The 21,657-nt window shown below is 70.7% G+C and carries 20 protein-coding genes; 9 read left to right on the top strand and 11 right to left on the bottom strand.

The features are described 5' to 3' along the window. The first annotated feature begins 227 nt into the window (after nucleotides 1-227). Nucleotides 228-1,268, top strand: coding sequence for an IS30 family transposase (locus tag OG538_RS18320; RefSeq protein ID WP_406100199.1), 1,041 nt, complete (start codon nucleotides 228-230; stop codon nucleotides 1,266-1,268). Nucleotides 1,269-1,367: 99 nt separating this feature from the next. Here the strand turns inward: OG538_RS18320 and OG538_RS18315 are convergent, their stop codons facing one another. The 7 genes from OG538_RS18315 to pdhA all read right to left on the bottom strand — a co-directional run bounded on the left by OG538_RS18315 (nucleotide 1,368) and on the right by pdhA (nucleotide 10,111). Next, a complete protein-coding gene (locus OG538_RS18315) occupies nucleotides 1,368-2,357 on the bottom strand; it encodes an NAD(P)H-quinone oxidoreductase (protein WP_406094877.1) in 990 nt (329 codons plus the stop codon). A gap of 164 nt (nucleotides 2,358-2,521) precedes the next feature. Continuing rightward, on the bottom strand, nucleotides 2,522-3,595 hold the full coding sequence (locus OG538_RS18310) for a potassium channel family protein (RefSeq protein WP_406100198.1): 1,074 nt from the start codon (nucleotides 3,593-3,595) through the stop codon (nucleotides 2,522-2,524). Nucleotides 3,596-3,615: 20 nt separating this feature from the next. Further along, a complete protein-coding gene (locus OG538_RS18305) occupies nucleotides 3,616-5,370 on the bottom strand; it encodes a molybdopterin molybdotransferase MoeA (RefSeq protein ID WP_406094875.1) in 1,755 nt (584 codons plus the stop codon). Next, nucleotides 5,367-6,215 carry an NTP transferase domain-containing protein gene (locus tag OG538_RS18300; RefSeq protein WP_406094873.1) on the bottom strand — a complete coding sequence of 283 codons (849 nt, stop codon included), beginning with the start codon at nucleotides 6,213-6,215 and terminating at the stop codon, nucleotides 5,367-5,369. The genes OG538_RS18305 and OG538_RS18300 overlap by 4 nt, the downstream gene beginning before the upstream one ends. Nucleotides 6,216-6,489: 274 nt before the next feature. Then, nucleotides 6,490-7,920 (bottom strand): dihydrolipoamide acetyltransferase family protein, encoded by a 1,431-nt coding sequence (locus OG538_RS18295; RefSeq protein ID WP_406094871.1) that lies wholly within the window; start codon nucleotides 7,918-7,920, stop codon nucleotides 6,490-6,492. Next, entirely contained in the window at nucleotides 7,920-8,951 is a 1,032-nt protein-coding gene (locus OG538_RS18290) for an alpha-ketoacid dehydrogenase subunit beta (RefSeq protein ID WP_406094869.1), read from the bottom strand. Before OG538_RS18290 ends, OG538_RS18295 begins: the two co-directional genes overlap by 1 nt. Then, nucleotides 8,948-10,111, bottom strand: a complete 1,164-nt coding sequence (gene pdhA, locus OG538_RS18285) for a pyruvate dehydrogenase (acetyl-transferring) E1 component subunit alpha (RefSeq protein ID WP_406094867.1) — start codon at nucleotides 10,109-10,111, stop codon at nucleotides 8,948-8,950. Before pdhA ends, OG538_RS18290 begins: the two co-directional genes overlap by 4 nt. Nucleotides 10,112-10,373: 262 nt before the next feature. Between pdhA and OG538_RS18280 the strand changes: the two genes are divergently transcribed. Beyond that, a complete protein-coding gene (locus OG538_RS18280; RefSeq protein WP_406100197.1) occupies nucleotides 10,374-10,880 on the top strand; it encodes an Lrp/AsnC family transcriptional regulator in 507 nt (168 codons plus the stop codon). A 30-nt stretch (nucleotides 10,881-10,910) separates the two neighbouring features. Here the strand turns inward: OG538_RS18280 and OG538_RS18275 are convergent, their stop codons facing one another. Then, the gene (locus OG538_RS18275; protein ID WP_406094865.1) at nucleotides 10,911-11,504 is read right to left on the bottom strand and encodes a TetR/AcrR family transcriptional regulator; all 594 of its coding nucleotides are present in this window, start codon (nucleotides 11,502-11,504) and stop codon (nucleotides 10,911-10,913) included. Between the two features lie 123 nt (nucleotides 11,505-11,627). Between OG538_RS18275 and paaN the strand changes: the two genes are divergently transcribed. After that, nucleotides 11,628-13,328 carry a phenylacetic acid degradation protein PaaN gene (gene paaN / locus OG538_RS18270; protein ID WP_406094863.1) on the top strand — a complete coding sequence of 567 codons (1,701 nt, stop codon included), beginning with the start codon at nucleotides 11,628-11,630 and terminating at the stop codon, nucleotides 13,326-13,328. Between the two features lie 150 nt (nucleotides 13,329-13,478). On the opposite strand, the gene OG538_RS18265 is transcribed toward paaN, so the two are convergent. The 3 genes from OG538_RS18265 to OG538_RS18255 are packed head-to-tail and all read right to left on the bottom strand — an operon-like array spanning nucleotide 13,479 to nucleotide 16,434. Then, nucleotides 13,479-14,213, bottom strand: coding sequence for a TrmH family RNA methyltransferase (locus tag OG538_RS18265; protein ID WP_406094861.1), 735 nt, complete (start codon nucleotides 14,211-14,213; stop codon nucleotides 13,479-13,481). Then, the gene (locus tag OG538_RS18260) at nucleotides 14,210-15,463 is read right to left on the bottom strand and encodes an HTTM domain-containing protein (RefSeq protein ID WP_406094859.1); all 1,254 of its coding nucleotides are present in this window, start codon (nucleotides 15,461-15,463) and stop codon (nucleotides 14,210-14,212) included. Before OG538_RS18260 ends, OG538_RS18265 begins: the two co-directional genes overlap by 4 nt. Next, the gene (locus tag OG538_RS18255; protein WP_406094857.1) at nucleotides 15,460-16,434 is read right to left on the bottom strand and encodes a DUF5819 family protein; all 975 of its coding nucleotides are present in this window, start codon (nucleotides 16,432-16,434) and stop codon (nucleotides 15,460-15,462) included. Before OG538_RS18255 ends, OG538_RS18260 begins: the two co-directional genes overlap by 4 nt. A gap of 114 nt (nucleotides 16,435-16,548) precedes the next feature. Between OG538_RS18255 and paaA the strand changes: the two genes are divergently transcribed. From paaA to OG538_RS18225, 6 genes are all read left to right on the top strand, one after another. Beyond that, the gene (gene paaA / locus OG538_RS18250; protein ID WP_406094855.1) at nucleotides 16,549-17,583 is read left to right on the top strand and encodes a 1,2-phenylacetyl-CoA epoxidase subunit PaaA; all 1,035 of its coding nucleotides are present in this window, start codon (nucleotides 16,549-16,551) and stop codon (nucleotides 17,581-17,583) included. Beyond that, entirely contained in the window at nucleotides 17,580-17,870 is a 291-nt protein-coding gene (paaB, locus tag OG538_RS18245; RefSeq protein ID WP_219572877.1) for a 1,2-phenylacetyl-CoA epoxidase subunit PaaB, read from the top strand. The genes paaA and paaB overlap by 4 nt, the downstream gene beginning before the upstream one ends. After that, nucleotides 17,867-18,568, top strand: a complete 702-nt coding sequence (paaC, locus tag OG538_RS18240; protein ID WP_406094853.1) for a 1,2-phenylacetyl-CoA epoxidase subunit PaaC — start codon at nucleotides 17,867-17,869, stop codon at nucleotides 18,566-18,568. The genes paaB and paaC overlap by 4 nt, the downstream gene beginning before the upstream one ends. Continuing rightward, nucleotides 18,562-19,068, top strand: a complete 507-nt coding sequence (gene paaD, locus OG538_RS18235; protein WP_406094851.1) for a 1,2-phenylacetyl-CoA epoxidase subunit PaaD — start codon at nucleotides 18,562-18,564, stop codon at nucleotides 19,066-19,068. The genes paaC and paaD overlap by 7 nt, the downstream gene beginning before the upstream one ends. After that, nucleotides 19,069-20,127: a 2Fe-2S iron-sulfur cluster-binding protein gene (locus OG538_RS18230; RefSeq protein WP_406094849.1), complete on the top strand. Its 1,059-nt coding sequence runs from the start codon at nucleotides 19,069-19,071 to the stop codon at nucleotides 20,125-20,127. It abuts the gene before it with no gap. A gap of 145 nt (nucleotides 20,128-20,272) precedes the next feature. Beyond that, nucleotides 20,273-21,493 (top strand): acyl-CoA dehydrogenase family protein, encoded by a 1,221-nt coding sequence (locus tag OG538_RS18225; RefSeq protein WP_406094847.1) that lies wholly within the window; start codon nucleotides 20,273-20,275, stop codon nucleotides 21,491-21,493. Nucleotides 21,494-21,657 lie beyond the last annotated feature (164 nt).

The raw sequence follows: 21,657 nt of genomic DNA, 5'->3' as shown, positions 1-21,657 counted from the left end.
GGGCCCGGAAAGCCGGTCGTGGGTCGGTGCGCCTGCCGCGACGGCATCCGCGGCGCGACGAGTACGAGCGGCTGAGGGCCAGGGGTGTTCCTCAGTCCGTGGCGGCCAGGCGGGTCGGGGTCAACGAGCGCACGGCCAGGGACTGGGACCAGGGCGTCAGGAAGAGCGCCCTGACACGGACCTACGCCGATGGGCGCCGTGTCGACTACGCGGCGGGAACCGTCACGATGGGCTCTGTGATCACGGCATCGGCGGCTCTGGCGGCCCTGGAGAAGCAACTGCATCCGAGGTATCTGAGGCTGACCGAGCGCGAGCAGATCCGCGACCTTCGGGCGCCGGGTCACTCGTTGCGGGCGATCGGACGCGCTTTGGGACGGGCGGCCAGCACGATCAAGCGGGAGATCGACGCCAACTCCGGCCCCGGCGGATACCAGCCCTATGCGGCCCACCGGGCGGCGGCCGCACGCAGGCCCCGGCCCAAGGGCCGCAAGCTGCTGCGCGAGAGCGGGTTGCGCTCCTTCGTCCAGGACGGGCTGCGCAGACGGTGGTCACCCGAGCAGATCTGCCACGCTTTGCTCCAGGAGCATCCCGAGGACCGGAGCATGCGGGTGAGCGTGGAAACGATCTACCAGGCACTGTATTTCCAGGCCCGTGGCGGCCTGAAGCGGGAAGTGCAGGCCGCGATACGCAGCGGCCGCACCCGCCGCAAGCCCCACCGCGACCCCGCCGCACGCACGCCGCGATTCACCGACCCGATGGTGATGATCAGCGAACGCCCTGCCGATATCGAAGACCGGGCGGTGCCCGGTCACTGGGAAGGCGACCTGATCATCGGCGCGAACAGTCGCTCCGCGATCGCGACCCTGGTCGAGCGGACCACCCGCTACACCATGCTGGTCCACCTGCCCGGCGGAGCCCACGACGCCGAGACCGTCCGTGACGGCCTGGTGCGCACCGTCCAGACCCTGCCCGCACACCTACGCGGCTCTCTCACCTGGGACCAGGGCAGCGAGATGGCACGCCACAAGCAGTTCAGCATGGCCACCGGCATGCCCGTCTACTTCTGCGACCCTGCCTCGCCCTGGCAACGCGGCTCCAACGAGAACACCAACGGACTCCTGCGCCAGTACTTCCCCAAAGGCACCGACCTGAGCGTCCACAGCCCCGAAGACCTCGAACACGTCGCCCAGGAACTCAACGGCCGCCCACGCAAGACGCTCGGCTGGGCAAACCCAGCCGAGCGTCTACGTGATCTACTCACCACCTAAGACCAGGCGGTGTTGCAACGACCACTGGAACCCAAGCACGAGAAGTCGTGTGCCGGGCCCTTCGTGTGCCTGAGCGCCCTGCGGGAGGGCGTGTCCTGGTCAGGCCGTCGCGGGCGCCTGCAGGAGGACCTTGCCGACGTGGGTGCTGGACTCCATCACCCGGTGGGCCTCGGCCGCCTCCTGCATCGGCAACGTACGGTCCACCACGGGCCGGACGATGCCGTCGGCGATCAGCGGCCAGACGTGTTCGCGGACGGCGGCGACGATGGCCGCCTTCTCGGCGAGCGGGCGTCCGCGCAGCGAAGTCGCTGTGACGGCGGCCCGCTTGTTCAGCAGCGCGCCGAGGTTCAGTTCGCCCTTGGCCCCGCCCTGCAGACCGATGATCGCGAGCCGCCCGTTGACGGCGAGTGCCTGCACGTTCCGGTCGAGATACTTCGCACCGACGATGTCGAGAATGACGTCCGCGCCCGCCCCGTCCGTCGCCTTGCGGAGCTCCTCGACGAAGTCCTGCTCCCGGTAGTCGATCAGGATGTCGGCGCCGAGCTCCGCGCAACGGGCCAGCTTCTCCGGACCACCGGCGGTCACGGCAACCTGGGCACCGATCGCCTTGGCCAGCTGGATCGCCATCGTGCCGATGCCGCTGGACCCACCGTGCACCAACAACGTCTCGGTGGGCCGCAGATGGGCCACCATGAACACGTTGGACCAGACGGTGGCCGTCACCTCGGGCAAGGCCGCGGCAAGCGTGAGGTCCAGCCCGTCCGGAACGGGGAGCAGCTGCCCGGCGGGGACGGCGACCTTCTCCGCGTAGCCGCCGCCCGCGAGGAGCGCGCACACCTCGTCGCCGACCGACCAGCCGACGACGCCGGGGCCGATGGCGGACACGCGGCCCGCACATTCAAGGCCCGGGTAGGGGGACGCGCCGGGGGGCGGGTTGTAGAAGCCCTGCCGCTGAAGTACGTCGGCCCGGTTGACCGCACTGGACACGACATCGACGAGGACCTCGCCCTCGCCGGGTACGGGGTCCGGAACTTCGGCCCACACGAGCGCCTCGGGGCCACCGGGTTCGGGGATCGTGATCGCATGCATGGCCGCGAGGCTACTCCGTGGCGGGTGGGCGGCCACGATGCGCGGTGGTGCGGCGCGGAACGTTCGACGGATCACCCCGTCCCGAGGGGGGTGGGGTGGGCCGTCGGACGTTCCGCGGATCGCACCCCGCGGGCATGGCGCAACCGGTCGGACGTGAGCGTCGCTCAGGCGCGCGGGGCGGCCTGCGGAGTGTGGTTCAGGGGCGGTTCGTTGGAGGCGCGCACGATGGTGATCAGCCGGTCCGTCAGCTGGAGCGGACTGGCTGCCGGATCGTCGTACCCCAGAAGCCGGTGCCCGCGCAGAACGCTGACCACGAGGTCATCGGTCTCCCGGACGTGCTTGCCCACCTCCGCCTTTATCACCGGCCGTTCGACGAGATCGAGCCCGCTGCCCTGCTGGATCAGGTCCTCCATCACGGTGCCCGCACTGGGGCTGAGGACGGAGAGACCGAGCAGCCGGCCCGCCGCGCTGGCGCTGGTGATGACGGCATCGGCGCCGGACTGCCGGAGCAGCGGCGCGTTCTCCTCCTCGCGCACCGCGGCGACGATCTTCGCGCCGCGGTTCAGCTGACGTGCGGTGAGTGCGACCAGCACCGCCGTGTCGTCCCGCTGGGTGGCGATGATGATCTGACGTGCCTTCTGGATCTCCGCCCTCAGCAGCACATCGCTGCGGGTGGCATCCCCGAGCACCCCGGTGAAACCCTCGGCGTTGGCGATCTCTATCACCTTGGACGCCGGGTCGACGATGACGATCTGGTCCTTCGGCAACCCGGTGGCGCAGAGGGTCTGGATGGCCGAACGGCCCTTCGTGCCGAAGCCGACGACGACGGTGTGGTCACGCAAGTTGGTTCTCCAACGCTTCAGCCGGAAGTCCTCGCGGGTCCGTTCCGTGAGGACCTCAAGGGTGGTGCCGACCAGGATGATGAGGAAGAGCACGCGCAGCGGTGTCACCAGCAGCACGTTCACGAGCCGGGCGCTGTCGCTGTACGGGGTGATGTCGCCGTACCCGGTGGTGGAGAGGGTGACCGTCGCGTAGTACAACGCGTCCAGGAGGTCGACCCTGTCGTCGGACGCATCGTGGTAGCCGTCGCTGTCGAGCCAGACGATCAACACCGTGACGGCGAGCACCACCAGAGCCATCAACAGCCGCTTGGCGACCTGGCGGGCCGGTCCGTCGACGACCCTGCGCGGGAGCATCACCCGGGTGGGGACGACATGTTCGTCGGCGCGCCTGGCCATCGCGTCATGGCCGGGAAGTTTCACGTGAAACACCCTTCAGTCCACGGCGTCGCCGAGGCCCACGGTAGATCGAGGATCTCCACCTCGGTGCCGGACCGTACCCCGCCCGGCTCCACGACGGCCAGCCCGTCCGCGGCGGCAACGCCGCGGAGCATGGCAGGACCGTTGTAGTGCAGCGGTACGACGTGATCCGCACCCTCCCCGGTTCCCGTGCTGTCATGGCCAGTTGCGGAACCGGAGGCCGTCCCCGGGGCGCCTGCTGTGCGATGGACCACGGGGACCAGGCGGGTGTCGTGCGGGTGGCCGTGCACCTCGTCGCGTACAGCCACCCGGTAGGGGCTCTCGGGGGTCCGGCCCGCCATCCCTCCGAGCAGCGGCTCGGCCAGGGTGAGCAGCCCGGAGACCGCGGCCAGCGGGTTGCCGGGCAGCCCGACGAGATAGGGGCCTCCCGCTCCGAGCCGGGCCAGCAGCATGGGGTGGCCGGGGCGCACAGCTACCCCGTCGACGAGCAGTTCGGCACCGATCCGGGCAAGGACGGGGTGCACGTGGTCGACGGGCCCGGCGGCCGTACCTCCGGTGGTGACGATCAGGTCGGCCCCGGATCCGGTGAGTGCCTGCTGAAGGGCCTCCGCGTCGTCGCCCAGACGACGCGGTGCGGAGACCTGGGCGCCCAGCGCGCGCAGCCAGGGACCGATCATCGGGCCGAGGGCGTCGCGGATCAGGCCGTCGTGCGGAAGGCCGGTGGTGAGCAGTTCGTCGCCCAGGACGAGGACGTCGACGCGCGGGCGGGGCCGGATCGGCAGCTCGTCGTATCCGGCGGCTGCGGCCAGCCCGAGGACGACAGGCGTCACCAGCGTTCCGGCCGGCAGGAGTTGGTCACCCGAGCGGCATTCCTGACCGCGCGGCCTGATGTCCTGCCCGGGACTCACCTGACGCTGGGCGTGCAGCATCCCCTTGGACTCGTCGGCGTGGGCGTGTTCGCTGCGGATGACCGCGGTGACGTCCGCCGGGATGCGGGCGCCTGTGGCGATCCGGATGGCATCGCCGTCGGGGAGCGGGGTGGGTGTGGCATGGCCGGCGAGGATCCCCTCGTTGCCCCGGATCGTCCAGGGCCCCGGACCCGAGACGGCCCAGCCGTCCATGGCGGAGGTGTCGAAGGACGGCAGATCGGTGAGAGCGGCGAGCGGTTCGGCGAGCACCTGCCCGAGCGCCTGATCGAGGGAGAGGCGCACGGTACGCGGAAGAGCCACGCGCCCGGCCCTGGCGGCAATGGCGCGGGCCTCGCCCCAGGGGGTGACGCGGGTATGCGGCCCGCCGTGGGGGTCGGGACGGACTCGGCCGGAGGCGGGAGCGCCCTCGGTGGGGTGGGGAGAGGTGGTGGTGTCCGCGCGGCGCTCGGAGACGGCTGCGTCGGCACGGGCCGGGTCCACGTGCTGGGGGCGGTCCCGTGACCGGTCGGAGGCCCGCGGGCCGGAGCCCCGGGCCTCCGCCGGCTCCACTCCCCGATTGGCCCCCGAGGGCGCCTGGCGGCCGACCAGAGCGAGGGCCTGGGCCACGGCCCGCTCCTCGTCGGAGTCGGCGTCGGAGGTGGGGGCAGGGGTGGGGGTGGGGGCGGCGTCTGCACGGGTGTGGATGTCGGCGGGGGCAGGGGCGGTGGCGTCGGCAGCGGCGTCGGCAGGGCTGTGCCGATGCGTGGGCGTCGGAAGCCCGTCCGACGCGGGTGGGAGCCCGTCCGATACCGACGGCCCCTGAGGCCTGCCGCTGGGGCCCGTCATGGCGTCTCGGCCTCGTCCGCCCATCGGAGGGCGAGCGCGGCCGCCTTCCGGGCGGCCTCGGCCACTGCCTCCGGACCGCCACCGTCACCGCTCGCCTTCGCCGCCGCGTAGCCGACCAGGAAGGTCGTCAGGGGCGCGGCGGGGCGGGCGACGCCGTGGGCGGCATCGCGGGCAAGGTCGAGGAGGACGTCGGTGTCGACGTCGAGTTCGATGCCCAGTTCGTTCTTGACTGCGGTGATCCATTCGTCCAGCACGGTCCCATGCTCCCTGATCCGGGCCCGGGCCGAAGCGATGTCCTCCCAGGTGTCGCAGTCGAACGAGGCGAGCGGGTCCGCCACCACCCTGGAAAGTTTCAGTTCGTGGGTGAGCAACCGCAGGGGCAGACCCGCCAGGCTGCCGTGCTCGGTGGCGATGAGCGCCAGTTCACGGCGCAACGGCTCAGCGCGGTAGACGGCGACCAGAGGCTGGTCCCGGCCGTCCCGGTCGGTGCAGACAGCGCCCTCGACGTCCCCGTCGCCTGCCGCCTCCAGCAGCGAGCCGACCGTGTCCGCTCCCAGGAACGGCAGATCGGCGGAGAGCACGAGCACGCACTCCGCCGCCGTATGCCGCACCCCGGCGCCGAGCGCTGCCAACGGGCCCCCGCCCTGGGGCTCTTCGCGCGTCCAGGTCACCGCACGCGCAGTGGGCCGCCGTCCCCCCACCACCACGGTGGCCCCGGCACCGGCGCAGGCGCCGAGCACCCGGTCGAGCAGCGCGCGGCCTCCGACCCGGACTCCGGGCTTGTCGGCACCGCCGAGGCGCTTGGCGGCCCCTCCGGCGAGAACGATGGCGTCATACGCGGTCATGCCCCGAGTATGCGTGCCCGACCGTCCGGTGGGCCCTCCCCGTCCACGTTCCCGTGGATCAACGGTCGTGGATCAACGGTTGTGGATCAACGGTTGTGGATCGACGGTTGTGGATCCACGCGGCGCGGAACGCGGAGCGGAACAGTGAACAGGGCGGGGAGCGGCACGGGGAGCGGAGTGGAGAGCGGAACGGGGTCCGGGACGAGGAGCACAACAGGCAGGGACGGGCAGCGGGACGAGTAGGGCCGGAAGGACCCCGAACACCGCCGCCGCCCTACAGCGTCCGCAGCAGCACCGCCGGCTGTTCCACGCAGTCGGCCACGTAGCGCAGGAAGCCTCCCGCCGTCCCGCCGTCGCACACCCGGTGGTCGAAGGTCAGCGAGAGCTGAACGACCCGTCGCACGGCCAGCTCGCCCTCGTGCACCCACGGCTTGGGGACGATCCGGCCGACACCGAGCATCGCCGCCTCCGGGTGGTTGATGATCGGAGTCGATCCGTCGACCCCGAACACTCCGTAGTTGTTGAGCGTGAACGTGCCGCCGGTCAGCTCCGCGGGCTTCAGCGTCCCCGCCCTCGCCGCCTCGGTCAGCCGGGCGATCTCCGCCCCGATCGACTCCGCGTTGCGCGTCTGAGCGTCGCGGACCACCGGGACGACCAGGCCGCGCTCGGTCTGTGCCGCGAACCCGAGATGGACCTCGGGCAACCGGACGATCTCCCGCGCCTCGGCGTCCACCATGGAGTTGAGCTCGGGATACCGGGCAAGGGCCGCCGTGCAGATGCGGGCAAGCAGGGCGAGCACCGACACCTTGGGACCGGCACCGGGACCACCGACACCGTTCATCGCCGCCCTGGCCGCCATCAGCTCGGTGGCATCGGCGTCCACCCAGCACGTCGCGTCGGGAATCTCGCGCCGGCTGCGCGCCAGCTTGTCGGCAACAGCGCCCCGCACACCGCGCAACGGAATCCGCTCACCGGCGGGACGTGCCGAAGGCTCGGCCGTCACCGCGGACCGCGCCCCCGGTGTGACGGCCGGAGTGGCGGCAGGCGCCGACGTCGCCGACCGGATGGCGGACTCGACGTCGGCCCGCAGAATCAGCCCGTCCGGCCCGGATCCCGCGAGTTGCCGCAGATCGAGGTCGTGCTGCCGCGCAAGCTTGCGCACCAGCGGGGAGACCACGGCGACCGGTCCGGGGGCAACGGCGACAGCGGGGGCCACGGGGGCAGTGGTGACGACGGGGACAGCGGGGGCGGCAGTGGCAACGGGGGCGGCAGCGGCTGCGGGGGCCACGGCTGGAACCGAAAGGCCCTCCGGCCGGACCCGCCGACGCCGCACGGGCGGTGCCCCGGTCCCGTACCCCACCAACACGTTCCCGGATCCGGACGGCTCCGCCTCAGCAGGCGCTCCAGAACCCGGTCCCGTACCGGAGTCGGAACCGTTCACCGTCTCCGAGGGTTCCACAGACCCTACGGCGACCGTCAGCAGCGGCGCCCCGACGGGGAGTTCAGTCCCTTCGTCGCCGAACCGTGCGGTCACCACGCCCCCGTACGGGCAGGGCACCTCCACCATCGCCTTGGCGGTCTCGACCTCGACGACCGGCTGATCGATGGCGACGACATCGCCGACCTCCACCAGCCAGCGGACGATCTCCGCCTCGGTCAGTCCCTCGCCGAGGTCCGGGAGCTTGAATTCCAGTACCTGAGGCATCAGTTCTCCGTCTCCCACTGCAGTCGAGCGACGGCGTCGAGCACCCGGTCGACGCCCGGCAGGTGGTGGCGTTCCTGCATCGGCGGCGGATACGGGATGTCGAAACCGGCGACGCGCAGCACCGGCGCCTCCAAGTGGTGGAAACAGCGCTCGGTGATCCGGGCGGCGATCTCGCCGCCAGGTCCGCCGAAGCCGGTGGACTCGTGGACGACGACCGCTCGGCCTGTGCGCCGTACGGATGCGGCGACGGTCTCGTCGTCGAACGGCACCAGCGAACGCAGGTCGACGACTTCGAGATCCCAGCCCTCCTCGACGGCTGCTTGCGCGGCCTCCATGCAGACCGGGAGCGACGGTCCGTACGTGATCAGCGTCGCGCTGCGTCCGGGGCGGCGCACGACCGCCCGCCCGATGGGTTCGACCGCGGCCGGCGCCTGCGGCGACCAGTCGGCCTTCGACCAGTAGAGCCGTTTGGGCTCCAGGAAGACCACCGGGTCGTCGGACGCGATCGAGGCCCTCAGCAGCCCGTACGCGTCCTCGACCGTGGCGGGAGTGACGACGTGGAGACCCGGGGTCGCCATGTAGTACGCCTCCGAGGAGTCGCTGTGGTGCTCGACTCCGCCGATCCCACCGCCGTAGGGGACCCGGACCGTGATCGGCAAGGGCATCGCGCCCCCTGTCCGGTTCCTCATCTTGGCGACATGGCTGATGAGCTGCTCGAACGCCGGATAGGCGAAGGCGTCGAACTGCATCTCCACCACGGGCCTGAGCCCGTACATCGCCATGCCGACAGCCGCCCCGAGGATGCCGGCCTCAGCCAGGGGGGTGTCGGTGCACCGCTCGTCGCCGAACTCCTTCGCCAGGCCGTCGGTGATCCTGAAGACCCCGCCGAGCGTCCCGACGTCCTCCCCGAGGACGTGCACGGAAGGATCCTCGGCCATCGAGTCGCGCAGCGCGCGCCCGAGTGCCTGCGCCATGGTGGCGGGCTTGGCCTTCGCCGTCCGCTCCCGGGCCGTGGCCGCTGCGGTGGTCATCGCCCTGCACCCCTGTCGTCCGTGCCGTGCTCGTCGTGCTCCGCGTCCAGCTCGACCCGCAGACGGGCCGCCTGCTCGCGCAGTTGTGTCGTCTGCTCCGCGTAGACGTGGGCGAAGAGGTCCATCGGATCGAGCACCGGGTCCGCGTTCATCCGCTCCCGCAGCTGTGCCGCCATCTGCTCCGCCGCCGCGCGCGCCTCCTCGATCCCGTCGTCGCCGAGCAGGCCGCGTCCGGTCAGCTCGCGCTCCAGGAGCTGGACCGGGTCGTGGGCCCGCCAAGCCTCGACCTCGCTGTCGCCGCGGTAGCGCGTGGCGTCGTCCGCGTTCGTGTGCGCGTCCATCCGGTAGGTGACGGCCTCCACGAGCGTCGGGCCACCGCCGCTCCTGGCCCGCGTCACGGCCTCGGAGAGCACCTGGTGAACGGCGGCCGCGTCGTTGCCGTCGACGAGTCGGCCGGGCATCCCGTACCCCACGGCCTTGTGCGCCAGGGAAGGTGCCGCGGTCTGCTTGGCCAGGGGCACGGAGATGGCGAAGCCGTTGTTCTGCACGAGGAAGACGACCGGTGCCCGCCAGACGGCGGCGAAGTTCAGTGCCTCGTGGAAGTCGCCCTCGCTGGTGCCGCCGTCACCGACCATGGCGAGCGCCACCACGTCGTCCCCCTTGAGCCTCGCCGCATGGGCCAGGCCCACGGCGTGCGGCAGCTGGGTGGCGAGGGGAGTGCACAGGGGCGCGATGCGGTGCTCGCGCGGGTCGTATCCGGTGTGCCGGTCCCCGCGCAGCAGGGTCAGGGCCTCGACGGGGTCCAGGCCCCGAGCCACGGCCGCGAGCGTGTCGCGGTAGCTGGGGAAGAGCCAGTCCCGCTCCTCCAGCACCAGGGCCGCCGCGATCTCGCAGGCCTCCTGCCCGGTGCTCGACGGATAGACGGCGAGTCGGCCCTGCTTGGTGAGGGCGGTCGCCTGCGCGTTGTACCGCCGGCCGCGCACGAGCTCGGCGTAGAGCCGCCGCAGCAGCTCGGGGTCTGCGTCGGCCGCGGCGTCCGTACCGAGCACGCGGTACGGCTCGGAGTCCGGGAGCAGGGGCGCGGGATCGGTGAGCGGCTTCCAGGCCGGGGGCGGCGTGGGCCGGTAGGCGGCCGCGCCGGGCAGCTCTTGGACCGTCATGACAAGCACCTCCTGGCGTCGAGGGGTATCGAACGACATCCGGCGGCATCGGGGGTGCCCGGTGCCGAGGGGTGTTGATATATGTCGAAATAACGAAAGCCGTGCAAGGCGCGAATGTGGTGCGCCTCACCTACCGATTGTTCGGTCGCGAGCGCAATTTGGCTACAGGCACCGTCAGCCTGTGGACAAACGGTTCTCCACAGCCTGGGATGGGCACAGGTCGTCCAGGACGGGGAGGCACGGGAACATGGCAGCTGAACAAATGGCCGCTGGGGGCGAGGAGCCGGGGCGGATTCCCCCGGCGCGCCCGCTCGACGCCATCGACGGCGCCATCCTCCGACTGCTCCAGACGGACGGCCGCGCCTCGATACGGTCGGTGGCCGACCGCGTCCACGTATCGCGGGCCAACGCGTACGCGCGGATCAACCGGCTCATCGAGGACGGCGTGATCCGCGGCTTCAGTGCGCGGGTGAACCATGAGCGGGCGGGGCAGGGGGCCTCCGCGTACATCACGCTCAAGATCGTGCAGAATTCCTGGCGCACCGTGCGGGAACAGCTCCAGGCGTTGCCCGGCGCCACGCACATCGCGCTGGTCAGCGGCGATTTCGACGTCCTGCTGCTGGTGCACACCCCGGACAACCGGTCGCTGCGAGAGCTGGTCCTGACGAGAATCCAGGCGATTCCGGAAGTGCTTTCCACGCGCACCCTGCTGGTGTTCGAGGAGACGGACCTGGCTCCGGGATCCGACCGACCCACGGAACTCGCCTGAACCGGGGCACCACAGGCGGAGGGCGACGGATCAGCGGCTGGACTTCATCCCTTCGAAGGCCAGCTGTACGACGGTGTCGGCGAGCCGCTCCCCCTCCGCGCCGCCGTCCGACAGCGGCCGGAACCACTCCACGAGCGAGTTGACCATCCCGAAGAGCAGCCGCGTGGCAAGCCGTATGTCCACGTCGGAGCGGAGATCACCGTCCGCGACCGCCGCCTTGAGCAGATCGGCCACGCGCTGGTCGAACTCCCGCCGCCGCTCCAGGGCCCAGCGCTCGGTCTTCGTGTTGCCCCGCACGCGCAGCAGCAGCGTGACGTAGGGCAGTTCGGCTATCAGCACCTCGACGGTGCGTCGCGTGACGTACTCGACGCGCTCGATCGCACGGCCCCTCGTCGCGCCCGGTTCGTCGAGGATCCCGAAGAGGCCGTCCAGCGCCCGGCTCACCGCACGCCGCAGCAGTTCCTCCTTGCCGGCGACATGGTGGTAGATGGACGACTTCGAGATACCGGCAGCCTTCGACAGGTGCTCCATCGACGTGCCGTCGTAGCCGCGCTCGTTGAATACACGGACGGCAACGGCGAGGAGAGTCTCCGGGGTGTACGTGTCCCGCTTGGCCGTGGTCATGCCCGCGATCCTCCCCTACCAGTTGTCCACAGGTTTCGTGGGCCCCCTTGTCCCGACCGATCGTTCGGTTACTCTAACTCTGTCCGCCCGTCCCTGCCCAGCTCGATGAGGAGTTGGTCCGTCATGGCCGCCGAGCTCTCCCCGCACCAGCTGTCCGAGAAGCACCGCCCCACGCTCGACCGGGCCCTCGACGCGATCGGCACGCGTGCCTACTGGTCGCCGCATCCCGAGCACCCGAAGGCCTACGGCGAGGGCGGCGCGCCCGGCAGCCTGGGCGCCGCCGAGGGCAAGGCCGCCTTCGACGCCGTGCTGCACACCCGTCTCGACCTGGACCAGCCGGGGACCGACGGCTGGACGGGCGGCGAGGTCTCTCCGTACGGCCCCGAGCTTGCCGTCGAGTATCCGCACGCCGACCTCGACGTGCTGCTCCCCGCGATGCGGGCGGGCATCCCGGCCTGGCGCGAGGCCGGCCCGGAGACCAGGGCCCTGGTCTGTCTGGAGATCCTGGCGCGGATCAGCGCCCGCACCCACGAGTTCGCCCACGCGGTGATGCACACCAGCGGGCAGGCGTTCATGATGGCGTTCCAGGCCGGCGGCCCGCACGCCCAGGACCGCGCCCTGGAGGCGGTGGCGTATGCGTACGAGGAGCAGATGCGCGCGCCCCGGGCCGCCGACTGGTCCAAGCCGCAGGGCAAGCGTGACCCGCTCGACCTGCACAAGACGTTCACCGCGGCCGGACGCGGGATCTCGCTGCTCATCGGCTGCAACACCTTCCCCACGTGGAACGGCTACCCGGGCCTCTTCGCCTCCCTCGCCACCGGCAATCCGGTCCTGGTCAAGCCGCACCCTCGGGCGGTGCTCCCGCTGGCCCTCACCGTTCAGCTGGCGCGCGAGGTGCTCACCGAAGCCGGCTTCGACCCGAACCTGGTCGCGCTGGTCGCCGAGCGGCCGGGCGAGGGCATCGCCAAGACCCTGGCGGTCCGTCCGGAGATCAAGATCATCGATTACACCGGTTCCACCGAATTCGGTGACTGGCTGGAGACCAACGCCCGCCAGGCGCAGGTGTACACGGAGAAGGCCGGGGTCAACACGATCGTCCTCGACGCCACGGACGACTACCGCGGCATGCTGGCCAACCTGGCGTTCTCGCTCTCCCTCTACAGCGGCCAGATGTGCACCACCCCGCAGAACCTCCTGATCCCCCGCGACGGCATCACGACGGACGTCGGCGACAAGTCGTACGACGACGTGGTCACCGACATCGCCGCCGCCGTCACCGGACTCCTGGGTGACGACGCCCGGGCGAACGGTCTGCTCGGTGCTCTGGTCAATCCCCAGGTGAGGGGCCGCCTGGAGTCAGCCGCGCAGCTGGGCGAGGTAGCGCTGCCCTCGCGGGCAGTGACCAACCCGGACTTCCCCGAGGCGGTCGTCCGTACCCCGCTGATCGTCAAGCTCGACGGCAGCAAGCCGGACGAGGAGTCTCCCTACCTGTCGGAGTGCTTCGGCCCGGTCTCGTTCGCGGTCGCGGTCGACTCGACGGCGGACGCGCTGGACCTCCTTCGCCGGACCATCCGCGACAAGGGAGCGATGACGGTCGGCGCCTACACCACCTCGCCGGAGGTGGAGCGCGCCGTGGAGGACGTCTGTCTGGACGAGTCGGCTCAGCTGTCGCTGAATCTGACCGGCGGGGTGTACGTCAACCAGACGGCGGCGTTCTCCGACTTCCACGGCTCGGGAGGCAACCCGGCGGCCAACGTGGCGCTGTGCGACGGCGCTTTCGTGGCCAACCGCTTCCGCACCCTGGAAGTTCGCCGCCAGCGCTGAGCAGAAGCACTCCAGCAGGCCCGGCCCCCGCCCCAGCCCCTCGGGCGTTTGCGGAGCGGGGGCCGGGCCGGCGCCCCGCTCACGGGAGGGGCGGGGGCGGGCAGGGGACAGGGCTTACCGCACGCCCCCCATCCCCGCCCGCACCGCCCGCTACGCGCCGTCCCCCGGGATGTCCGCATACCGCTGCACCCACGCATGCATCGCGATCGCCGCCGCCGCTCCCGCGTTGATCGACCGCGTAGAACCGAACTGCGCGATCGAGCACACCATCGAGGCATGCTTGCGGGCTTCCTCGGTCAGCCCGGGCCCCTCCTGCCCGAAGAGCAGCACACACCGCCGTGGCAGCTCGGTCCGCTCCAGGGGCACCGCGCCCGGCAGATTGTCGATGCCGATGATCGGAAGCCCTTCGGCCGCGGCCCAGGCGGTCAGCTCGGCGGTGTCCGCGTGGTGGCGTACATGCTGGTAGCGGTCGGTGACCATCGCCCCCCGACGGTTCCAGCGCCGCCGGCCCACGATGTGCACCTCTTTGGCGAGGAAGGCGTTCGCGGTGCGCACGACCGAGCCGATATTGAAGTCGTGGCCCCAGTTCTCCACCGCCACATGAAAGTCGTGCCGCCTCAGATCGAGATCGGCGACGATCGCCTCCCGGGTCCAGTAGCGGTACGCATCGCCCACGTTGCGCCGGTCTCCGTGGGCGAGCAGCTCGGGGTCGTACCGCTCGCCCACGGGCCAGGGAAGCGGATGCGGCCCCACGCCGATCTCCGTCCCGAACCCCTCGTCGTACTGCGCCGGCTCGCCCGTCGCCGACGCCGCGGACGGGTCGGCCGCCCCGTCCGCGGCGTCGGCGCTCCCTGTACTGCCTGTACTGCCTGTCTCGCTGCTCACCCGACGAGCGTATGGCCACCGTCTTCGTGGTGCTTCCGCGGCTCCCGGTCCTCGGCACCGGGTTCCGCACCCGCACCGGCGCCCTCGCCGTCCCGCGGCCCCGGCACCTCACCGCGCCGCCGGAACAGCACATCCCTCCCGAGCACCGCCTTTCCTTCGAGCCACACCAGAAAGACGGTCGGCAGGAAGACGGCGTCCGCGGCGATCATGGCCATCGAGAAGAAGGGAAGCCCCAGCAGCAGCGCGATACCGAGGTGCTCGCAGATCATGGCACCGAGCAGCACGTTCTTGACGCGCCGGTTGAACAGGGTGAAGGGGAAAGCGACCTGCACGACGACCGTGGCGTACGTCAGCACCATCACCATCACACCGCTCGACGCCAGAAAGTCCGAGAGGCCGGGCCAGGGCGTGAAGTAGTCGAGGTTGAGCGGGTAGTACAGCGCCGTGCCGTCCTGCCATCGCGAGCCCTGGATCTTGTACCAACCCGCCGTCGAGTAGATCAGGCAGACCTCGGCCATGATCACGACGAGCGTGGCGTTGTGAGCGAGGTTGGCGATGACGTCGAGCAGGGTGCGCGCCTCGCTGAGCGGCTCGTGTCGGTTCACGGCCCACCAGACGCCATGCCCGATCCACAGGATCCAGAAGAGGACGGGAAGCCAGACGGTCCCCCCCAGGTTGTCCGTCACCGTGGCCCCGAGGAGCACTGCTCCGAACGCCACCCACAGCAGCGGACCGGCTACACCGCCTGCGCGCGGGTCTCCGCCGGCAGCGCGCCGGGCACGGCGCGCATCCAGGGACCAGACCTGTCCGCATCGGGTCAGCACCAGGTAGATCGCCATGAGGTGGATGACGTTGTCGCCGCCGTCGCCCATGAAGATGCTGCGGTTCTGCAGCGAGAGCACACCGGCCATGAACAGCACGGACATGGCACGGGTGTGCCAGCCCACCATCAGCAGCGCGGCGGCGGCCAGCGCCAGCGCGTACACGACCTCGAACCAGAGGCCGCTGTCCGACCACATCAGCGTGGTGAAGGCCTGGTTGCCGGAGATGAGCTGCTGCGCCATGTCCCAGCGCCACGGGGAGTCGGGGCCGTACATCTCGTGACGGTGCGGAATCTCGCGCAGCAGGAACAGGAGATACGTGGCGGAGAAGCCGATCCGGATGACGGCGCTCTGGTAGGGCCCCAGGGACGAGGCCGTGATGCGCTGGATACCGCGGTCGAGCGTGCGGTTGGAGATCCGTGTGCTCACTGGTCCGCCTCCTCGGAGGCGGCCGAACCCTTGGGGAGATCGGCCGCGGTGACGGTCCACCAGGGCAGCACCCGGTAGGACGGCTTGGTGCTGATCTTCTCGCCGCTCCAAGCCGGAGCGGCCACGGAACGGGCCTCGGACCGGATCTGGATCCTCAGAATGTCGCCGCCGTAGTCATGCTCGCCGAGGCGCAGCATCACGATGCGCCGAATGTACTGCTCGGAAAGTCTGCCGCGCAGGCCGGTGGCCCGGTTCTCGCTGTCGTGCGAGCCGATGTAGAAGTCCCAGCCCCGGCGAAGCTCGTTCTGCTGCACGTGGCTGGGCAGCAGATTGCCGTGTATCGCCTTGCCGTCCTCACCGGAGAGGCTCATCCAGGGGGTGGTCCGGCGCTTGGCGGGACCGGATATCTCGGCACGCACATGCACGGCGATGTTCTGCTGCAGGGGATTAGGGGCGAAGAGCTTCCAGTTCTGTTCGAACTCGGGGTAGACCCACTGGTCGACTGCCGCGCCGTGCTGTTTGGTCAGCGTGTTGGAGGGGGCTACGTGCAGGAAGACCATGGCCAGCTGGACGCAGGCGATCACCCCGATCACCGCCAGCGCCACAGCGGCCACGACCTGGTACGGGAACGAGAGCCCGGCCATCCCGACGCGCGGCCCGTGGCCGGTGCGACCCGGATCGACACCGAGGCCTGAGAGGCCGTGCGAAGCGGAGTCAACAGGCGAGCCGCGCTCCGCACGGGAGCCCTGCTCGGCACCGGAATCCTGCTCGGCACGGGAGCCCTGCTCGGCACCGGAATCCTGCTCGGCACGGGAGCCCCGATCAGTGTCCGGGCCCGTATCAGCGCGGGTGTCCGGATTGGCGCGGGGCTCCGGAACCGTCCGCGCAGCAACGTCGGCCGTACCCCCGCCCCCGCCGCTGACACTCTCACCGACACCCCCGCCGACGCCCTTGTCGTCGTACGAATCCATCCCGCCCCGATCCCCGTCGATCCCGGTCAGTTATCCACAGGGTTGACACCCTACGGGCCGCAGACTCACCATTGAAGGCATTGAACCGAACGATCGGTCGGTAGGGAGTCCGGGATGGCGGCAGTGACTGCGGGCCAGACAGCGCAGGCGGCAGCAGGCAGTACCGATGGGGCGGACGGGGCCTTGGAGGCGGCCTTCGACGCCTCGGTGGCGGCCGACGAGCGCATCGAGCCACGCGACTGGATGCCCGACGCCTATCGCGCCTCGCTGGTCAGGCAAATGGCCCAGCACGCCCACTCCGAGATCATCGGCATGCAGCCGGAGGCGAACTGGATCACCCGCGCCCCCTCCCTGCGCCGCAAAGCCATCCTGATGGCCAAGGTGCAGGACGAGGCAGGCCACGGGCTGTATCTGTACAGCGCGGCGGAGACCCTGGGCACGAGCCGCGAGGAGTTGCTCGACAAGCTGCACGCCGGTCGTCAGCGGTATTCATCGATCTTCAATTACCCGACCCTGACCTGGGCGGACGTCGGCGCCATCGGCTGGCTCGTGGACGGCGCCGCGATCACCAACCAGGTCCCTCTCTGCCGCTGCTCCTACGGCCCCTACGCACGGGCCATGGTCCGCATCTGCAAGGAGGAGTCCTTCCATCAGCGCCAGGGTTACGAGTTGCTGCTCGCCCTCAGTCACGGGACGCCGGCGCAGCACGAGATGGCCCAGGACGCCGTGAACCGGTGGTGGTGGCCGTCCCTGATGATGTTCGGCCCCCCGGACGACGCCTCGTCGCATTCGGCGCAGTCGATGACATGGAAGATCAAGCGGCATTCCAACGACGAGCTGCGTCAGCGCTTCGTGGACATCTGCGTCCCGCAGGCCGAGGCCCTGGGTCTCACCCTCCCCGATCCGGACCTCCGGTGGAACGAGGAGCGCGGTCAGCACGACTTCGGGCCGATCGACTGGACGGAGTTCCAGGAAGTCCTGAAGGGCAACGGGCCGTGCAACGAAGAGCGCCTCACCCAGCGCCGCCGGGCACACGAGGAAGGCACCTGGGTCCGTGACGCAGCCGCCGCATACGCACAGAAGCACACCGATGTGGCGAACACGGATGTACGGAACACGGAAGTACCGAACGGGGAGGCGACAGCATGAGCAGCTCGACCGACTGGCCGCTGTGGGAGGTGTTCGTGCGCTCACGGCGTGGGCTCTCCCACACCCATGCCGGCAGCCTGCACGCCCCGGACGCCGAAATGGCCCTGCGCAACGCGCGCGACCTGTACACGCGCCGTTCCGAGGGCGTCTCCCTCTGGGTCGTGCCGTCCAGCCAGATCACGGCGTCCTCTCCCGACGAGAAGGACACGTTCTTCGAACCGGCAGGGGACAAGCCCTACCGGCACCCGACGTTCTACGCGATCCCGGACGGGGTGAAGCACCTGTGACCGCGGCTCTCGCACTCGGCGACGACGCCCTGGTGCTGTCGCACCGGCTGGGGGAGTGGGCGGGCCACGCCCCCGTGCTGGAGGAGGAAGTGGCCCTGGCCAACATCGCCCTGGACCTGCTGGGCCAGGCCCGGGTCCTGCTCTCCCTGTCCGGAGATGAGGACGAGTTGGCGTATCTGCGCGAGGAACGCGCCTTCCGCAACGTCCAGCTGGTCGAGCAGCCCAACGGCGACTTCGCCCACACCATCGCCCGACAGCTCTACTTCTCGATCCACCAGCACGGCCTGTACGAGCAGTTGGCCACGGGGGACGGCGAATTCGCCGGGCTGGCGGCCAAGGCCGTCAAGGAGGTCGCCTACCACCGGGACCACGCCGAGCAGTGGACGCTGCGCCTCGGTGACGGCACGGCCGAGAGCCACGAACGCATGCAGCGCGGGGTGGATGCCCTGTGGCGCTACACCGGCGAGTTGTTCCAGCCCGTCGAAGGCGTGGATGTGGACTGGCAGGCACTGCACAGCCGTTGGCTGGACGCCGTCACCACGGTGCTCGAGCGGGCGACGCTGACCGTGCCGACCGGACCGCAGACCGGAGCCTGGACGGCCGGCGCGGGCCGACAGGGCATCCACACGGAGCCGTTCGGCCGGATGGTCGCCGAGATGCAGCATCTGCATCGCAGCCACCCGGGGGCGTCATGGTGACCTGGACGACCCTGGAGGAGGAGCTGCGCAGCCTGGCGGGCGCCGTCCCGGACCCGGAGCTGCCCGTCCTGACCCTGGAGGAGCTGGGTGTGCTCCGCGGCGTGGAGGTGCTCGCGCCGGGCCGCGTCACGGTACGGCTCACCCCGACGTACACCGGCTGCCCGGCGATAGAAGCCATGTCCACGGACATCGAGCGGGTGCTGCACGACCGTGGCATGGCCGAGGTCTCCGTGGTCACGGTCCTCTCCCCGGCCTGGTCCACGGACGACATCAGCGCGGAAGGCCGGCGCAAGCTCGCCGAGTTCGGCATCGCGCCGCCTCGACCGCATGATGCCGCGGGCCCCTCAACAGGGCCCGTCCCCCTCGCCCTGTCGGTGCGCTGTCCACACTGCGGCTCGACCGATACGGAACTGCTGAGCCGCTTCTCGTCGACGGCCTGCAAGGCGCTGCGCCGTTGCGTGTCGTGCCGTGAACCGTTCGATCATTTCAAGGAGTTGTAGATGTTCCATCCGCTCCGGGTCAGCGCGATCGAGCGGCTCACGGAGGATTCGGTGGCCGTCACCTTCGCCGTGCCGCCGCACCTTCGCGAGACCTTCCGCCACAAGCCGGGCCAGCATCTCAATGTTCGCTACGCCCTCGGCGGCGAGGAGATCCGGCGCTCGTACTCGATCTGCGCGCCGGCCACCGTGCAGCCGGAGGAACCGGCGCTCCGCGTCGGCATCCGGCTCGTCGACGGCGGCGCGTTCTCCACGTATGCCCTCAAGGAGCTGACGGTCGGCGACCAGGTGGAGGCTATGCCCCCGATGGGTCGCTTCGTGCTCGCACCGCGCGCCGGCCGGTTCGCAGCGATCGTCGGCGGAAGCGGGATCACCCCGGTGCTGTCCATCGCGGCGACCCTGCTGGCCCGGGAGCCCAACGCCTCGTTCTGCCTCATCCGGAGCGACCGGACCGCCGCGTCGACGATGTTCCTGGACGAGGTCGCCGACCTCAAGGACCGCTACCCGGACCGGTTCCAGCTGGTCACCGTGCTCTCCCGGGAGGAACAGCAGGCGGGCCTCCCCTCCGGCCGGCTCGATCACGAGCGGCTCGCCGGCCTGCTGCCGGCGTTGCTTCCGGTGACCGACGTCGAGGGCTGGTACCTGTGCGGTCCGCTCGGCCTGGTCCGGGCCTCCGAAGAAGCGCTGCACGGTCTGGGCGTCGACCGGGCTCGCGTCCACCAGGAGATCTTCCACGTCGAGGAAAGCTCGGAGCCCTCCACCCGGCCGCGGGTCGAGACCCCCGCGCACAGCACACTCACGGCGACCCTGGACGGCCGCTCGGGTACGTGGCCGGTACAGGAGGGCGAGTCGCTGCTGGAGACAGTGCTGCGCAGCCGTAGCGACGCGCCGTACGCCTGCAAGGGCGGGGTCTGCGGGACCTGCCGGGCCTTCCTGGTCTCGGGCGAGGTGCGGATGGAACGCAACTTCGCGCTGGAGCCGGAGGAGACGGGCGCGGGGTACGTGCTGGCCTGCCAGTCCCACCCGGTGACGGGGGAGGTGGAGCTGGACTTCGACCGCTGACCGTGGCAGCCCGACGCGAGGTCGGCGTCCTGAGCAAACGCACTCGGCGCCCCACCTCGGCTGTTCCCTTCTTGTAGAACCTGTTCTATCTTGACGATCCGTCAGGTCCGGTTACGGGCGCAGCGGTTCGCGGGAGGCCAGGACAGTGGACTTCACCTTCACCGAGGAACAGCAGGCAGCCACCGAGGCGGCGCGAGGGGTCTTCTCGGGCGTCGCCCCCGATACGGTGCCCAGCCCTGCGCTCGTCCCGGGCGCAGTGGCCGAGGACATCGACCGGCCGCTGTGGACCGCTCTCGCCGCCGGCGACCTGCTGAGCCTGGTGCTGGCCCCGCAGCACGGCGGGGCGGGCCTCGACCTGGTCGCGCTCTGCTTGGTGCTGCGCGAGTCCGCGAAGGTTCTGGCGAGGGTTCCGCTGCTGGAGACGTGCGCGGTCGCGATGGCGCTCCAGCGTTACGGCGATCAGGGCATGGCGGCCGAACTACTGCCAGACGTCGGCCGAGGGGACCTGGTCCTCACGGTCGGCGCCAACGGCCGCACCGGCCACGACCCGGCCGAACTCGCCGTCACCGCACGTCTGGACGGCGCAGGCGACGGCGCCCGCGACGGCAGCAACAAAAGCGGCACAGGCACCGGTATCGGCACAGGCACCGACACCGGCACCGGCACCGGAGCGTCCTGGGTCCTCGACGGCGTTCAGTCGGGGGTGCCATGGGCACAGACCGCGGACTGGATCGCCCTGCCCACCCACGTCGGGGACGGTCGCGCGGTGCTGGCCCTGGTCCGTCGCGACGACGACGGTGTCACCATCGCCGAGCAGGTCTCCACCAACGGTGAACGCTACGGCGAGGTGAGGCTGGACACGGTGCGGATCGAGGCCCGCCGGTTGATCCACGCCCCCGACGCCTGGGAGTGGCTGCGCTCTGTACTCACCACCGGAACGTGCGCACTCGCGCTGGGCCTCGGTGAGGCCGTACTGGCCATGACGAGTCAGTACACCGGCAAGCGCGAACAGTTCGGCTTCCCCGTCGCGACCTTCCAGGCCGTCGCTGTGCAGGCAGCGGACCGCTACATCGACCTGCGGGCCATGGAAGTGACCCTCTGGCAGGCAGCCTGGCGGATCGCCGCCGGCGGGACCGGCGCGCTCCCACCCGCAGGCGATGTCGCGGTGGCGAAGATCTGGGCATCCGACGGGGTCCGCCGGGTCGTGCAGACGGCACAGCACCTGCACGGCGGCTTCGGCGCGGACACCGACTACCCCTTGCACCGCTTCCACGCCTGGGCGAAGCAGATCGAGCTCTCGCTCGGTCCGGCGGCGGCGCATGAGGAGGCCCTGGGCGACCTGCTGGCCGCACACCCCCTCGACTGACACCACCGGTGGGCAGCCGAGAGCGGCCCACGGCGGGAACGGCCCGCGGGCGGGAACGGCCCGAGGGGAAACGACCCGAGGGCGGGGCCAACCCGAGGCGGGCACCGAGTCCGGGATGAGCCCACGGCAGGATCGCCCAAGCCCGGAATCGACCGGCCGGTGGG

This window comes from Streptomyces sp. NBC_01013 (assembly GCF_045162765.1).
GTDB lineage: Bacteria > Actinomycetota > Actinomycetes > Streptomycetales > Streptomycetaceae > Streptomyces.
The sequence above is the reverse complement of the archived record's forward strand: the minus strand, read 5'-3'. Positions and strand labels throughout refer to the sequence as shown.